Here is a 14,977-nt window from a genome sequence, read left to right as displayed (position 1 = left end):
CGTCCCTTCCTGCCTCGTTCACTTTCTCCCAACTAGAACCGTAAATTCGACAGAAATCTCTCTGCCCATAAGCTCGTACGCCTTTGCCAACTGCTGCGGTTCAGCCCCCCACGTCAGCGGCGTCATCCGGATCAGCGCCGCCAGGTTCGGCTGATCCAGCCGGAACGAATACGCCACCTGCTCACAGTCAAGCAGCGAAAAGCTGGCGGCGAAGCGCTCGATTGTCGCTGCATTGGAATACGTCCGGTTGCCCGGCTGCACATAAAGGCGCTCGCGCAGTTCCTGCAAGTATCGCTCGCCGGGAACGACCTTGATGACAAGCCCGCCAGCTTTGAGCATTCGCGCAAACTCCCGCGTGTTGGATGGCGACAGCACGTTCAGGATGACCGCAAAGCTCCTGTCGGCAAACGGAGCATTCGCCAGGTCGCCGACGCACCAAAGCAAATCGGGATGCGCTTTGGCTGCGAGCGCAATGCCCGCTTTGGACAGATCGACACCCGCGCCGACGAACTCGACTGGCCGCCGCTTGCTTACCTCTTCGCGAATGCGCGCCAGGTGCGAGCCTTCGCCACACCCGGCATCCAGCACGCAAAACGGCTCGTCGCCGATCGCCGCATACTCCGCGAGCTTTTGGCTGACAGCGTCGTATAGCGGAGAGAAAAAGCCGTTTGCGGCCATTGTTCTTCTCGCGTCAAACATTTCTCGCTCGTACTTCGAGCGGTAGCCCGCATTCGCCAGGTGCACATAGCCGTGTCGCGACACGTCAAAGCAATGGCGGCTGGCGCATACAAGGCTGGCTGTACTGTTTGTATGGATGAGCGCAAGCGCCCCGTGGCAAACCGGGCATCTAAGCATTCCGCTATGCCGGGCCAACAGTTCGGCCTGTCGCTCTTTTCTGGTTGGAAACATAAAAAAAGCACCCCATTCATTCGGTATCGGTGAATGAAAAAAGGCACAGTCAAATAAACCCCGGCTCTCCTTTTGCAAAAACGAGCGGGATCAGGCCAGACTGTACCTTTTCTTACCGATAGCGAATGAATTGAGGGCTCATAGTCATAGTGGGCGACACTCCTGTCAACATGTTCACGGGGGCTTTTCCCCTCGCGTTCATTATACAACAGACCAGTCAAGACCGCCGCTCTTTTTTACATGCCCTCCCCCGTCAGCCGACTGCTGTTGATGAGCATGACCTGATCGTATTTCAGCATGATCGTTCCTGCTTCGTAATCTCCCACATTCGGCTTGCCAGGCTCTTTGCGCAAGTTGCGAAACAGCGCAGCGACAACGTTCACACCGCTTTCATGCGCGTGGGGATAGCCGCCGCCAAACCGCGGATTGATTTCGGAGATCACGTACTGGTCCCCGAGCAAAAAGCAGTCGATGTCAAACGGCCCGCGAAGCGGCAAGACGGAGACGAGCGACCTCACCAGCGACGTCAGCCGCTCGTCTAAAATCGCCAGCGAGCGGTCTGTCTCGCCCGCCCGCATGCGGATTTTTTTGCGCGTAAACAGAGCCGTCAGTTCTCCTGTAACGAGATCGACATAGCCATCCACGCCGTATTCCCCTCCCTGCAAAAACGGCTGGACAATCAGTTCCTCTGCCTTTTGCGCGAGCGCGGCAAGCTCCGTCTCTTTTTCCATACGGACAAGCCCCAGGCTGGCGCTGCCCTTGCGCGGCTTGGCCAACAACGGATAGGCAAGCTCTCCTGCGGTGAGCGCAGCTTGCGCCTCTTCCAGCGTGTAGGTAGGAACGCACGGAAGCTCGTGGGCGCGCAAAAAATCGTGGGTCGCCTTTTTGTCGAGACACAGATTGACCACGTCCAGACCTGAGACGACCGCCTGCACACCGAGCCGCGAAAACCGCTCGGCATGGGCGGCAAGCAGCCCAAGCTCGGGGTCGATCAGGGAGAGCACCGCCTTGATGTCATAGCGCAGGCAAATTTCCTCCAGCGCCCGCACATACGCCGGGTCGTCAATGCGTGGGACGATCTGCCTGTGATGGGCGGCGAACAGCGCAGGGGCGGTCGGTTCGCAATCGGCCGCGATAATTTTTCCGGCACCGCCCCACTCCCGGACGAAATACTCGATCAGTTTGACCCTGCGGCCTACACTCGTCAGCAGCACATTCATCTACGCGTACCCTCCTGCTTGCCAGCCTGGAATTGAAAATTCATAGAGCGACTCCGGTAAAAACTCCGCCAGCGTCTCTTTGCGCCTCGCGACGACGACATCGCGGCCCGCCTTGACCAGTACAGGCGGCCGTTCGCGAATAAACGGCGGGTTGAACACGAGCGTATACGCTCCCGTATGCCCGAACACGAGAAAATCTCCCGGCTCCGGCACGATTCCGTGAAAGCCCTGCAGCAAGTAGTCTTTTTCCATGCACGTATATCCCACAACATGATACGTTCCTTCCCACGCTTTGCGGTTACGGGTCACGACGCTGGCCGGAAGCTGGTGCGCGTGCATGGTTGGCTTGATATTGTGGACACTGCCGTCTACGAGCACAAAACGCTCGCCACGGTTTTCCTTGACATCCACGACCTGGCAGATGAACTCGACCGCATCGGCGACAAGCGAGATGCCCGGCTCCAGGATGAGCAGCGGCAGGCTGCTTTCTCCCAGTTCTTCCTTGAGTGTGGAAGTAATGGCAGAAGCGTAATCGTCAAAGCTCGGGACGCCGACCATCCCGAACGTGGCAGGCAACTCGCCGTAAAACCCGCCCCCGATGTCAAGGAATTCAAGCTGCTCTCCGAGATGCGCTTTCGCCAGACGGCACAGCTTGCGGGCAATTTGCCGGTACACTCCCACACTGCGATTCGTGGAAAAATGCCCGTGCAAGCCCGTAACCCGCACATTTGGCACGGCAGCCAGACACTCCAGCGCCTGCGCAAAGCTGCCGTTTTCCACACAAAAGCCGAAGCGGCTCACCTGATAGCCGTTTTGCAGCGGACTGACGCCGCCGCGCGTCAAATCGAAATTGACGCGCAGGCCGACGCGGACCGTCTGTTCGGGATGCTGTCTGGCGTAGGCGAGCACAGGGGCAATTTCTGAAAGCGAGTCGAGATTGACCAGGCTGCCCAGCTCCAAAGCGAGGCGGATGTCTTCGGCCGTCTTCAGCGGCCCGTTGAAAATGATCGCGGTCGGCTCGACGCCCAGTTTCAGCGCAAGATCGTATTCCAGCCTGGAGACGACCTCCGCCCGTGCTCCCATTCGATGCAGGCATTGGCACACATACGGCAAGTAGTTCGTCTTGTACGAGTAGCCGACACTCACCTTTTCATACCGACTGGAAAAAGCGCGGAAGAACCGCTCGTAATTGTCGCGAAGTCTGTCTGGATCGAGCAAAAAGAACGACGACTGGCAACGCTCTCTCCACGCGGCAAGCTGCTCATAACTGTACATGGCCCAGCTCCTTTGCACGTCTTCTGCCTGTCAGGCACTGTCTGATGGTGGAAATGACCCGCTCCTGCTGCTGCTCGCTGAGGCTGGAGCCGGAAGGAAGGCAGACTCCCCTCGCGAACAGCTCGTCAGAGACGCTCTGCTCCGGCAAATGCGGGTAATAGCGGTAGCGGGCAAACAGCGGCTGGCGATGCATCGGCTTCCAGACCGGGCGCGCCTCGATGTTTGCCTGCTCCAGCGCGTCAATCAGCTGCCCTGCCGTAACCCCGGCTTGCTCTGGATCAATCGTCAGCGCCGTCAGCCAGCGCGTCGCCCTCCCTGTCGGCGAATTTGGCATGAACGAGATGCCGGGAAGCTGCTGCAGCTCCGCTTCATAGCGCTGATAGACGCGCTGCCGTGCTGCGATGCGCTCCTCCAGCACCCGCAGCTGCCCTCTGCCGACCGCCGCCAGCAAATTGCTCAGGCGATAGTTGTAGCCCATCTGCTCATGCTCGTAGTGACGCACCCGCTCGCGGGCCTGCGTCGCCCAAAACCGCGCCCGCTCCAGTGCCTCCAAATCATCCGTGACGAGCATCCCCCCGCCGGAGGTCGTAATAATTTTATTGCCATTGAACGAAAACGCAGCAAACTGCCCGAGTGAGCCGCTCATTCGCCCTTTGTAATCGGCGCCGAGCGATTCCGCAGCATCCTCCACCACCGTCACCCCGTATTGCTCGCACAGCGAAAGCAGCGGGCCCATGTCGGCAGTTTGTCCGTACAAGTGGACGATGACGACCGCTTTGGGCAGCTTCTCCTGCCGTGCCGCATCCTGCAAGGCTCGTTCCAGCGCGACAGGCGACATGTTCCAGGTCGCTTCCTCCGAGTCGATAAAAACCGGGGTCGCCCCCAGGTACAAAATCGGGTTGGCACTCGCCACAAACGTCAGGCTGGAACAAAAAACGGTATCGCCCGGCCCAACTCCCGCAAGCCTCAGACCGAGATGAAGCGCCGCCGTACCGGAGGAGACGGCAAGCGCCCCCTTCACCCCTACATAGCGGGCCAGTTCCTGCTCAAACGCATCGACATGTTCTCCGAGCGGCGCAATCCAGTTGGACGCAAAAGCGCTCGCGAGCAGTTCCTGCTCTTCTGTCCCCATGTGCGGCGGCGACAAATAAATGCGCGATTTTTCTCCCATCGTTACCCTCCCTACGCCCGGTAGGCCGGAAAAAAAGACCCGTCCCCCGCACGATCTGCCTTTGTTTTTTCGCATAGCACCCGGTAAGCCTGTTCGTCGTGAATCTTTTTGCCCATCCAGTACGGAACATGATTGGTTTTGGAAAACGACGCCTTGAAGCGGAACAAGCCGTCCCCGTCGCGATTGCCGCCGCCGAGCAGCAAATACGCAAGCCCGTCCTCCTTGGCCCGCTGAATCATGGCGTCGAAAAGCAGATGGTTGATCCCGAGCGGCATGTCCGCCTTGTGCGAAGCCCCGAGCTGGTAGTGGGCATAGCGCCTTCCGCAGAGCATGATTGCGCCTGCCACAGCCATGCCCTCGTGCATGGCGAGCAGGAGACGCGGTTTGCACAACGCGGTTTCTTTCATGAGTCCGGCAAAAAATTCAAGGTCATAGTAATAGGCTGGTCCGGCAAAGTTTCGCTCCATCGTCTCCCGGTACAGTTGCATGAACGCCCGCAAGCCGTCTTCGCCGCTCTCTTCCACGATGCTCACCTCGTTGGCGATCGCTTTTTTCATGTTGCGCCTGACGTTTTCGCTGTATTTCGCACGGATTTGCGGAAGCGGCGGCCGGACATCGACAGCAACGGTCGTCCGCACCAGATCCAGCCGTATCAGCCCGCGAAACAGCTCGGCGTTTTTCTCCAGCGGATGAAAGCGCACCGTTTCCGTCACGTAGTTTTTGCTGCGGCAATAAGCGGAAAACTGTGCGGAAAACGCCTCTACGCCTGTCGTCGCAGGAGAGAGGCACGGACCGCCGTACCCGATGGAGACAATATCCGCATACCCCGGAAGGAGAGCGTCAAGGGAGCGGACCAGGTAGGGATAAAAAATCCGGCTGTCCCCTTGGGAAAAAAACACCGCCTCCGGCACGCCCCCCTCCCTTTCGGCGTAAAGGCTTACGTATTCTTTTGCATAGGAAATGTCTGCATGCGCGAAATGCCGCAAGCAAGCAGTCCAGTCATCCTGATTCGCAAGCACGATCAAACTCACGCATTTCCCTCCTGGCAAGCTCCGCCTGTTTTGCTCCCGGTGAATTTTTCCATCGTGACGCATCCTTCGTGACTGATTCCCGTTTTTTGCAAAACTCGTTTGATCGTCAGCAGCAAAATTTTCAGGTCGAGCCAAAAGTTGTGATTTTCCACGTACCAGATGTCCAGCTCGAATTTTTGCTCCCAGGTGAGCGCGTTTCTTCCGTTGACCTGCGCCCAGCCCGTAATGCCCGGCAGCACCTCGTGCCGCTTCATCTGCCGGGGCGTGTAGAGCGGCAAGTATTCCATGAGCAGCGGCCGGGGGCCAACCAGGCTCAAATCGCCTCGCAGCACATTCCACAGTTGCGGCAACTCATCCAGGCTGTACTTTCTCAGCATCATGCCAAACGGAGTCAGCCTTTGCTCATCCGGCAGCAGTTGTCCCGATGCGTCGCACTGATTGGTCATCGTCCGAAATTTATAAATGAAAAAAGGTTTTCCGTACCGTCCCGGCCGCTCCTGGACGAACAAGACAGGGGCGCCCAGCTTGCAGCGAATGAGAATCGACAGCAGGAGTAATAGAGGCGATAAGACGATTAACAGGATAAAAGCGACCAGGCGATCAAACAGACACTTCATGCCGTCCCTCCATTTGCTTGGTCCAATGCACAGCCGCTTCCTCCATGCTCAGACTCTGCATCCCGTACCGGCTGCGCAACTCTGCATAATATTGAAGCAACTGCTCCAGAACCCGAAGATTTTCCGCGAGGTGGCTGCCGAAGTTTTCCGGGTGCCACCACAGATGGTACAATCGGCGGTTTTTGGCTGCATAAAGCAGATCGCGCCGCAGCCTGCTAAGCCGGATGCTTTCCAGCCAGCGCAGCCGCGGCGAATACGGCCGCAAAAATCGGCTCGCCGGGACATCGACCAGCCCTTCCCGGCTTGTGGAAAGCGTCTCGTACGCGTGATGCCCGCTCAGATTGACGTAGGCGTCGACAAGGCGCAACGCCCGTTTGAGCAAGGTGTTTTGCGCGGATGAACCCGCCTTGTACATCCACGACCGCTCGTTCCCGCGATACGCGGTGAACCCGTGCTTTTTGCAGACAGCCAGATAGGAGGGGGTAAACTGATTGCGCGGAAAGACGATGCTGGTCGGAGCGTACCCTTTCTTGCGCGCCACTTTTTTGAAAGCGGCCAAATCTTCGGAAAACGTTCGGGCGGTTTGCCCCGGCTCCAGGCAGTAGTAGTGGGAGTGAGTGTGGCTGCCGATGTACTGGTGCGGGCAGGAGGAAATCAGCCGGATCAGAGAAAGGGCGTAGTGATACGGGTCCACCTGCTCGCGCGCGCCAAGCGCTCCCGACTGCACGTAGCGATACGGCGACAGGTTCGGATCGGCGTAGTCCGGCAGCTCGTTCGGCAGCGTGCCGATCAGCTCCTCGCGCGTCTCGCAGAACAAAAAGCCTACCGTCGCCCAGGTGGCGTGAATCTCGTACTTGTGAAACAGCTCCAGTATGGCCGGGATCACCTGACGAGCCCCCTGCAAGTTTTGTTCGCAGTCGGAGAGCGTCCTTTTGTCGCGAACGCCCCAATACAGCTCGAAATCAAGGGATATGACCAATGCTCCTGTTTTGCCCAAGCCGTTCGTCAACCTCCTTTTCCGTGCAGAGCGGCTCTGTCTTGGCAGCGAAAAGCGTCGCAAACAGCTCGGCCTGCCTTGCGAGTACGTGTTGCTCGTTAAAATGCTCTTCCGCCAAATAGCGGCTGTTTTGTCCGTACGCTTCCCTCAGCCGCGCGTCGCAGGCCAGCTTTTTCAGCGCCTTGTACAAATGTTCGGACTGCTTTGGCTCCACCAAAATCCCGTTTACCCCGTCCGTCACCTCTTCGCGGCAGCCGCGAATGTTCGTGGCGACAATCGGTTTGCCCATCGCCATCGCTTCGATAATCGAGCGGGGCAAGCCCTCGCGATGCGAAGGCAGGACGAAGATGTCGCTTGCGGCGAGCAGTTGCGGGATGTCGCGGCGAAAGCCTGTCAGGACGATCTGCGGATGTTCCCGGCATTGCTGCTGCAGCATCTGGCCGCGCTGATCCCGTTCACTGGCCGATACGTCCCCCACCAGCAAAAGCCGCACGCGGGCCGACTCTCGCGCCAGCCTGGAAAAAGCCTCTACCAGCTCGAAAATCCCTTTTTCGCCAACCATCCGCCCCACGTAGACAATGACGAGATCGTCTGCGCCGATGCCAAGCGCCGCACGTACCTCCATCGCTTCCTCCGGCGACACCGCCTGCGGATGAAACCGCTGCTCGACATCCACCCCGTTGCCAAGGTGCATGATGCGCTCCGGGGGCAAAAAGCCGTCCTGCACGCTCAGCTCGTAGTCCTCCCTGCTCTGCAAGAGCAAATAGTCCGTCAAATGCTTCGCAAACCACTTTTCCAGGGTGTAGTACAGCCGGTATTCGCCTGGGCTCATGCCATCGTGAAAATAATAGCCGTGCGCCGTGTAGACGACCGGGCTGACCCCTGCGAGTCTCGCTGCCACCCGGCCCAGCACAGCCGCAACCGGAGTGTGGACATGCACTGCGTCGTAGCGCTCGCGTTTCATCAGCCGATACAGAGCCCATATCGAGCACAGATTGGAGAACGGCTCGATTTTTCGCTTGATCGCAATCGGCCAGAGGATGAGCCCCTTGGCCCGCAGCGCCTGAAAACGCCCGGTGTCCGTGCACGCCGTATGCACTTCATGGCCTTCCTCCGCCAGCTTTTGGATGAGCGGCAAGAGCAGACTTTCCACCGTTTGGTCGATTGCGCAGATTTGCAAAATTTTTCCCATGCAAGTCACCGCCATTTTTGATTGAGTCAGCACTCATCCCGGCTGTCACACAATAGAGCGCCAGCAAGATCCAGAAAAACGTCTCGCGGATTCCGTTGTGCGTCAAACCGTACACGATTTGAAAAAAGAGCGGATACCAGGAGTAGAACCGATGCCCGCGCACCCCGGCGTACAAGAGCAGAAAAAACAACAGCGTACCCACAATGCCATACGAGAAAAACAGATTGGCGACCGTAGAGTGCAATTCGAGGGCGATGCTGCTGTCAAACCGTTCGTACTGCCCCTCGCCTGCCCCGAAAAACATGTACTCGGGGTGGTTGACGATCCGGTCGTAGCCCCTCGACGCCAGATTGTCGTCAGAGTCCTCTCCCAGCGTTTCCAGCCGTTCCTTGACTTGCGTGTAAATCGTCGCATTGTGCAGCACGTTTTCATTCGTGTACAAAGAGATGCAAAAGAGCAGAAAAAAGCAGGCCAGCACGCAGACGACGTTTTTCCAGAACAGCCCTGTCCGCTCCTTCCATGAAACGAACAGAAAGACCGCATACATCAAGAGCGCACTCACAATCGCTGCCTTGGACAGGGACGCGGCGATCACGCTTAGTGAGCAGCCGATTACCACGAACAAATAGATGGCTCGGACGGGAAAGAACCGCGCACCAAAAAGGCAAATCCCCAGGCAGAGCAGGCCGAAATACCCGAGCTGGTTCGGATTGTTGAAAAACAGCGACTGGCGGAAATCATGCTCCCCAGGCGCCAGCCCGAGCAGGAGCGCAAGCGTCTGCACCGCGAGCGAGCAGGCGACAGACCAGAACAGCCACTGCACATATTCGCGCGGCTCGCTCTGGCACAGGACGACGACAGTCAGCAGGACGGCTCCGTTGTACCAGTACCATTTCGTGGACTCAAACACTTCCATGACACCGCCGAGCGCAATCGCCCACAGGCCGTTGACCAGCAAAATATCGTACAAAAACGCCAGGGTCAGCAGGACGAAAAACAAATATTTGCGCTGCAACTGGTTGACGCGAAACAAAAAGGTGTAGGCAATCAAAAGCAGCATGATGAAATCCGCGATTTGCGGGTTTCCGCTCGGGAAGAGGTAGAAGGGCTTCAGGAGTACGTAGAGAAACAGCAGTACCTTGTCCAGCGAAAGCTTCACGTTGCCCATCCTCACATGTGGGCCAGATGATTCGTGAAATGAAGAATCCGCCTGTAATCCTCCCATGTATCTACCTCTGCCCAAAACAGCCCCGGCGGAATTTGCGCCACGTGCACGTCTCTTTCGCCCAAAAAGGAGTACAACACGTTTTCCCACCATAAATCGTGCTGCCGCTCATGGATCAGCCTTTGCAGACGCTCCTGGAAAATCGGCAGAAACCCCTCGTGCAGCCGGGCGATGCCGATGTATTCGCCTGTCGTTTCTTCCAGAGACAGTTCTTTTCCGTGCTTGTGCAGCAGGCCGTGTGCAAAGCCGAATTTGTAATCGCCCTCTGCCCTGCGCGAAGGGTCCGCGAACATGACCGGACTTCTCGTTTCCTGGAGTACGACGTCCAGCACTTTTTCCTCAAAATACACATCCGCGTTGAACAACAGGCAGTCGCTGCCCGTGAGAAATTCGCGGGCGAACCAGAGCGAGGCGATGCTGTTCGTGCGGTCGTAAAACGGATTGTGGAAAAAGCGAATGTTTTCCCTGCCAAGCAAACTGGTGATGACTTGAGCGCGATACCCGACCACAATCGCGATCTCGTCGATGCCTTTTCGCTTCAACTCCGCAATCGTATTCTCGATCAACGCCTTGTTCCCGATGTCAACCGTGCACTTGGGAATCCCGTCAATTTGCCCGCTAATCCGCGATCCGAGTCCCGCCGCCATAAGCAGAGCCTTCATGTGCTCCCCCTCCCTCTTGCCTTGATGCCAAGACGTATTTGACGTTCAGCTTCAACTTGTAAAGCGCTCTGAGGAGTCCCACCAGCAAGTGATAGGCCGTCCACACATCCAGAAACTGATGCTGGCCGCTGATCGCCCACATTACCGCCGCAATCAGCACCCCGCTCTGGAAGCCCGTCTGGGTGAGAAACAAAAACACTCCGGCATCGACCCACTTGCTGCGCTTGCGCATGGAGACGGTTTCTTGCGAGATTTTCCCCTTGCCAAAGGCGAGATCCGAGCCATTCGTCGCCAAAATTTCCGTAAAAATCGTAAACAAAATCAAATAGATCAAATAAGGCCCGAGCGTCGGCTGGCTTTTGGCGACCCCGTAGATCACCGCAAACGATACGAGATAAAGCGAGTAGTTCAGCCCAATATCAAGCCAGACGCCGCCCCTGCTGCTTTGATTTTTCATGCGGGCAACTTCCCCGTCCACACAGTCAGCGAGATAGCACATTTGATAGCAAAAACAGCCGATTAAAAAGGCAGCCGCCGATCCGTACATGAAGGCCGCAGCAGCGATCAGTCCGACAACGATTCCCGCAATCGTAATCGCATTCGGCGAGACTCGCTGCTTTTTCGCCAAATACAGGCTCAAGTAAATGGAAATGCGCCTGGAGAAATAGTACGACCAAAATTCCTCGCGAGCCCATGGCTTTTGCACCTGAGTCCGGTAACTCCGAATCTTCTCGCTGTCCCAAAACATGCTCGGATACAAGTCTTTTTTCACCGTATGCCACCTTCTTCATGACCTCGTCTTCGTTGCAAGACGGAATTTTTTTCAGGGAAGAACGGAATATACCACGTGCGAAACCCGAAATAGCGATAAGCCCAATACGAAGCGCAAATGTCCCGGCAGCTTAGACTGATCGCCGTGGCGATAGCTGCTCCCGTAATGCCGAGCCAGGGGATCAACAGGCCGTTTCCGCAAAGGTTCAGCAAGGCAGAAAAAACGAGAATATTGCGCGATGTCTTTTGATGGCCAGTCATCGTCAAGAGCGGGATCACGCTGCCCGAGGAAAAGTTGATGAACTGTCCCAGACAGAGGATGACCAGGACGAGACTGCTTGCGGCAAATGAATCGCCAAACAGCGCGAGCAGCGGTGCGGCGAAGATGGCGACGAGCAAGTTGAGCGGTGCAGACGCGAAGAAAATGAGCCGATTGGCAAACGCGATCATTTTCCGCAGCCCGTCCAGATCGCCGCGGGCGTACATCTCCGAAAACTTCGGTGACAGCATCGTGTTGATCGAAATAAGCGCGAAGTTCGTCACCATCGAAAGCCGCAGGACGACACTGTACACCCCGACCGTCTCGGCATTTGTAAAAATCCCCAGCATAATCGTGTCCGTCCAGCTCATCACCAGTTCCATCGAAGCGCTCAAATACATCGGAAGCGCCAGCGTACAAAGCGAGCGGAAGCTGATTGCCGCACCAGTCTCCTGCTCCAGCGGCTGGTCGCCCGCCCGCATGTCCCTGGACAGAAAATGCCACTTGCCCATGCCGTACAACGTGTTGAGGATGACGGCGGCTGCGAACAGGCCGATCAGAAGCTGCAAGGTCGGAGTGAACAAAGGCAGGGCGACAAGCAGAAACAGGAGGTGCAAAAAGCGCATGCCGACAGTGTCGACGATCACGGATGCGGTCACGCGGTGCAGCGCGCGAAAAGCCGAGGCGTACAGTCTGCCGAGCGAGACGAACGGCAGCATCCAGGCGATGACCCGCAGTGTCCCGGCGGGCAGCTCTCCGGCAAACACGAGGTGGGAGATGTGCTCCGCAAACAAATGGAACAGCAAGGACAGCAGCAGGGAAGGCCAAAATGTCCACAGCGCCACCTTGCCAAACAACTGCCGAACCTTTGCCAGTGCTCCCTGCGCGCGGTACTCGGCCAGCAGACGGAGCATCGCCGTGTCGGTGCCAAACAGCGCCAGCACCATTCCGATATTGAGCAGGGTGATCGCAAGCGAATAAACACCCAGATTGCCGGCCCCGTATTCCCTGGCAATAAACAGTTGCAGCGTGTAGAGCAAAACGAAGCCGAACAACCGCAGCAAAAACGTAATCAGAGAACCGTGCAGCACTTCGCGTACATCCCGGTTGCCGCACACTTTGGCCAGTTGCTTGTGCCACCCGAGCTTGAGGGCGTTCATCGGCGCTAGTCGCCCCCGTTTCCGACTGGACTATTCCACATAGCCATAACCGTAGTAGCCTTCCCGCTTCCCCAGTTTTTTGTTGTTCAGCACGACCCCAAGCAGGTTTGCGCCCGCCGTTTTCAACTGCTCGACCGCCCGAACCGCCGGGTCCCGCCTCGTCTTGCCGGCATCGACCACGAGCACGCACCCGTCCGCTTCCCTGGCCAGCACCATCGCGTCACTCACGATCAGCGGAGGACTGTCCATGACCACCACGTCAAAATGGTTGCGCAACTGCTCCAGCAATTCCGACAGACGCGGCGTTCCCAACAGCTCAGCCGGACTGTGCGGAATCGGTCCCGCTGTCACAATGAACAGGTCGGGCACCCCGGAGTCCTGGACAATGTCAGAAAACGGGCACATGCCGCTCATATAGGAGCTGACCCCGTACAGATTCGGCATTTCAAACGTGAAGTGGATACGGGGATTGCGCAGATCGAAATCGACCAATACGGTCTTGCGCCGATCTTTTGCCATCATCAGCGACAGATTGGCTGCTGTTACCGTCTTCCCTTCCGACGCCCCCGGGCTTGTCACCAAAATCGTCTGCAGCATCTGATCTTGCGTGGAAAACGCAATGTTCAGCTTCAAGGTCCGGTAGCCTTCCACCAGCGGGGAGAGCGGGTCCCAATGCGCAATCAGCTTTTGATAACGATCGTCATGCTTCTGCCTTCTCATACTCGCCTTTCACCCCCTCCAACTTTTTTTGCCGAAAAAGCTTTTTCGACCTTTTGTCAATGACAGCAATCGTGGCGAGCACAGGCAGTCCCAAATAGTCCTCCACTTCCTTTTCCGAGCGCAGACGGGTATCGAGATGCTCCATGAAAAACACAACGCCGATGGAAGAAGCAAGCCCGAGCACAAAGCCGATGATCGAGTTTAGGACAGGCTGCGGACTGACTGGTTTTGCCGCCGGGTTGTGCCGCGCCTCTGCAAGAATGTGCACGTTGTTCATGCTCAGCATGTTGACGATTTCTTCCTGAAAAGTCTTGGCAATCGTATTGGCGATCAGTACGGCTCGCGCCTGATCGGGGTCCTCCACCGTAATGGAAATCACCTGCGAATCTTTGACAGGCTCTACTTTCGTGTGCAGCAAGAGCGACTCCATGCTCGCCCCTTGTCCAATCGCTTCCACGACCTTCTCCATTACCCGCGGGCTCTCGATAATGACCCGATACGTCTCGATCAGCTTCAGGTTGGAATCAATCTCGGCTACGGACAATACCCCTTCCGGATTCGCGTTCAAGGAGCGATTCACCAAAATTTCTGTCTTGGCCTGATAGATCGGCGTCAACAGAAAGAAGCTGATGAGCGCCGTCCCGATTGTAAAAATGGAAGTAACCAGCAAGATCACGCCCCAGCGTTTGGACAAGACCAGCAACATTTCCCGCAGATTCACGGTTTCATTCATTTTTGCTCCCCCCTTCGCCCCTCCAGGCTGTCACTCGCTTGTTTCGGCAGTTGACTGTGGGCCGTTCGTCAGCTGGCGAAAGGCAGACAGCTGCTCGCTCAGCTTTTGTCGCTCTTCCGGGCTGACGATATAGTAGTAGATGCCGTTGATGAGCTGGCCCTTTCCTTCCATCCGGATCGTCTCCACGCTCGATACGGCTGTGCTGTAGTTTTGGACGAGCCTTTTCATGTCGGCAAACGTCATGTTCGTCTTTACGTATTTGGCCAACGTTTCCAGCACCTCGTTCAACGCGGCGGGAGACGCCAAAGCCGCCTTCTTTTGCATCAATGCTTTCAAAAGCAACTGCTGCCGCTCGTTTCTGCCGAGATCGCCGCGCGGGTCCTCGTAGCGCATGCGCGCATAGGCGAGCGCCTGCTGGCCGTCCAGATGGATGGGGCCGAGCGGGAAGTCGTAATCTGCGTAGGTAAAAGTGAACTGATTGTCTACCTCTACTCCGCCCAAAGCGTCAATCATCCCGGCAAAGCCTTCCATATTGGCTGCCACGACATAATCGACGGGAGTCGCGATGAATTGCTCCACCGTGTCCACGGCCTGCTGCAGCCCGCCAAAAGCGTAGGCGTGATTGATCTTATCCATCGTCTTCGTCCCGGCAAGCTGTGCGCGCGTATCCCGCGGGATGCTGAGCAAAAGCGCCGACTCTTTCTCTGGATTGACCGTCAGTACGAGAATCACATCCGAGCGTCCTTTGTCGTTTTCCCGCTCATCAATTCCGAGCACAAGCACCGTGAGAGGCTCCTGCGCTTTTTCTGGCACTGGCTCCTGCTGCGAAGGCGAGAACTGCGTCTGCTGCCCGGACGATGCCGCAAGCGCAGAGGACGAAAGCGACTTTTGCGTCCGGATCGGGACGTACATGCTCTTTGCCGTCTCTTGCAGCGACACGTACACATAGGCCACGTACCCTCCCACGGCGATGAGACAAGCGATCCCTGAAAACAACAAGAGACGTCTCCACTTCTTTTTCCTGGTCCTCGTCAT

15 protein-coding genes are annotated in these 14,977 nt (G+C 57.1%); all 15 read right to left on the bottom strand.

Annotated elements, in window-relative coordinates:
• Window positions 1-18: 18 nt before the first annotated feature.
• Window positions 19-909, bottom strand: a complete 891-nt coding sequence (locus EDM57_RS13775) for a methyltransferase domain-containing protein (RefSeq protein ID WP_122905311.1) — start codon at window positions 907-909, stop codon at window positions 19-21.
• A 236-nt stretch (window positions 910-1,145) separates the two neighbouring features.
• Entirely contained in the window at window positions 1,146-2,129 is a 984-nt protein-coding gene (locus EDM57_RS13770; protein WP_122905310.1) for an ATP-grasp domain-containing protein, read from the bottom strand.
• Window positions 2,130-3,404 carry a type III PLP-dependent enzyme domain-containing protein gene (locus EDM57_RS13765; RefSeq protein WP_122905309.1) on the bottom strand — a complete coding sequence of 425 codons (1,275 nt, stop codon included), beginning with the start codon at window positions 3,402-3,404 and terminating at the stop codon, window positions 2,130-2,132.
• Window positions 3,391-4,575, bottom strand: a complete 1,185-nt coding sequence (locus EDM57_RS13760; RefSeq protein WP_122905308.1) for a DegT/DnrJ/EryC1/StrS family aminotransferase — start codon at window positions 4,573-4,575, stop codon at window positions 3,391-3,393. Before EDM57_RS13760 ends, EDM57_RS13765 begins: the two co-directional genes overlap by 14 nt.
• Window positions 4,576-4,586: 11 nt before the next feature.
• Window positions 4,587-5,606 carry a GNAT family N-acetyltransferase gene (locus EDM57_RS13755; protein WP_122905307.1) on the bottom strand — a complete coding sequence of 340 codons (1,020 nt, stop codon included), beginning with the start codon at window positions 5,604-5,606 and terminating at the stop codon, window positions 4,587-4,589.
• Window positions 5,603-6,223 carry a sugar transferase gene (locus tag EDM57_RS13750; protein ID WP_122905306.1) on the bottom strand — a complete coding sequence of 207 codons (621 nt, stop codon included), beginning with the start codon at window positions 6,221-6,223 and terminating at the stop codon, window positions 5,603-5,605. Before EDM57_RS13750 ends, EDM57_RS13755 begins: the two co-directional genes overlap by 4 nt.
• Complete coding sequence (locus EDM57_RS13745) at window positions 6,207-7,220, bottom strand: polysaccharide deacetylase family protein (RefSeq protein ID WP_122905305.1); 1,014 nt, start codon at window positions 7,218-7,220, stop codon at window positions 6,207-6,209. The genes EDM57_RS13750 and EDM57_RS13745 overlap by 17 nt, the downstream gene beginning before the upstream one ends.
• Complete coding sequence (locus EDM57_RS13740; RefSeq protein ID WP_122905304.1) at window positions 7,186-8,412, bottom strand: glycosyltransferase family 4 protein; 1,227 nt, start codon at window positions 8,410-8,412, stop codon at window positions 7,186-7,188. Before EDM57_RS13740 ends, EDM57_RS13745 begins: the two co-directional genes overlap by 35 nt.
• Entirely contained in the window at window positions 8,321-9,580 is a 1,260-nt protein-coding gene (locus EDM57_RS13735) for an O-antigen ligase family protein (RefSeq protein WP_246005813.1), read from the bottom strand. Before EDM57_RS13735 ends, EDM57_RS13740 begins: the two co-directional genes overlap by 92 nt.
• 2 nt (window positions 9,581-9,582) lie before the next feature.
• Complete coding sequence (locus EDM57_RS13730; protein WP_122905303.1) at window positions 9,583-10,299, bottom strand: phosphocholine cytidylyltransferase family protein; 717 nt, start codon at window positions 10,297-10,299, stop codon at window positions 9,583-9,585.
• Window positions 10,256-11,071, bottom strand: coding sequence for a CDP-alcohol phosphatidyltransferase family protein (locus tag EDM57_RS13725; RefSeq protein WP_122905302.1), 816 nt, complete (start codon window positions 11,069-11,071; stop codon window positions 10,256-10,258). Before EDM57_RS13725 ends, EDM57_RS13730 begins: the two co-directional genes overlap by 44 nt.
• The gene (locus EDM57_RS13720) at window positions 11,068-12,489 is read right to left on the bottom strand and encodes a flippase (protein WP_122905301.1); all 1,422 of its coding nucleotides are present in this window, start codon (window positions 12,487-12,489) and stop codon (window positions 11,068-11,070) included. The genes EDM57_RS13725 and EDM57_RS13720 overlap by 4 nt, the downstream gene beginning before the upstream one ends.
• A 30-nt stretch (window positions 12,490-12,519) precedes the next feature.
• Window positions 12,520-13,209 carry a CpsD/CapB family tyrosine-protein kinase gene (locus EDM57_RS13715; protein WP_122905300.1) on the bottom strand — a complete coding sequence of 230 codons (690 nt, stop codon included), beginning with the start codon at window positions 13,207-13,209 and terminating at the stop codon, window positions 12,520-12,522.
• A complete protein-coding gene (locus EDM57_RS13710; protein ID WP_122905299.1) occupies window positions 13,190-13,942 on the bottom strand; it encodes a YveK family protein in 753 nt (250 codons plus the stop codon). Before EDM57_RS13710 ends, EDM57_RS13715 begins: the two co-directional genes overlap by 20 nt.
• Window positions 13,943-13,972: 30 nt before the next feature.
• Complete coding sequence (locus EDM57_RS13705) at window positions 13,973-14,977, bottom strand: LCP family glycopolymer transferase (protein WP_246005808.1); 1,005 nt, start codon at window positions 14,975-14,977, stop codon at window positions 13,973-13,975.

This window comes from Brevibacillus gelatini (genome assembly GCF_003710935.1).
Classification (GTDB): Bacteria; Bacillota; Bacilli; order Brevibacillales; family Brevibacillaceae; genus Brevibacillus; species Brevibacillus gelatini.
This window is presented reverse-complemented; position numbering and strand designations above follow the sequence as displayed.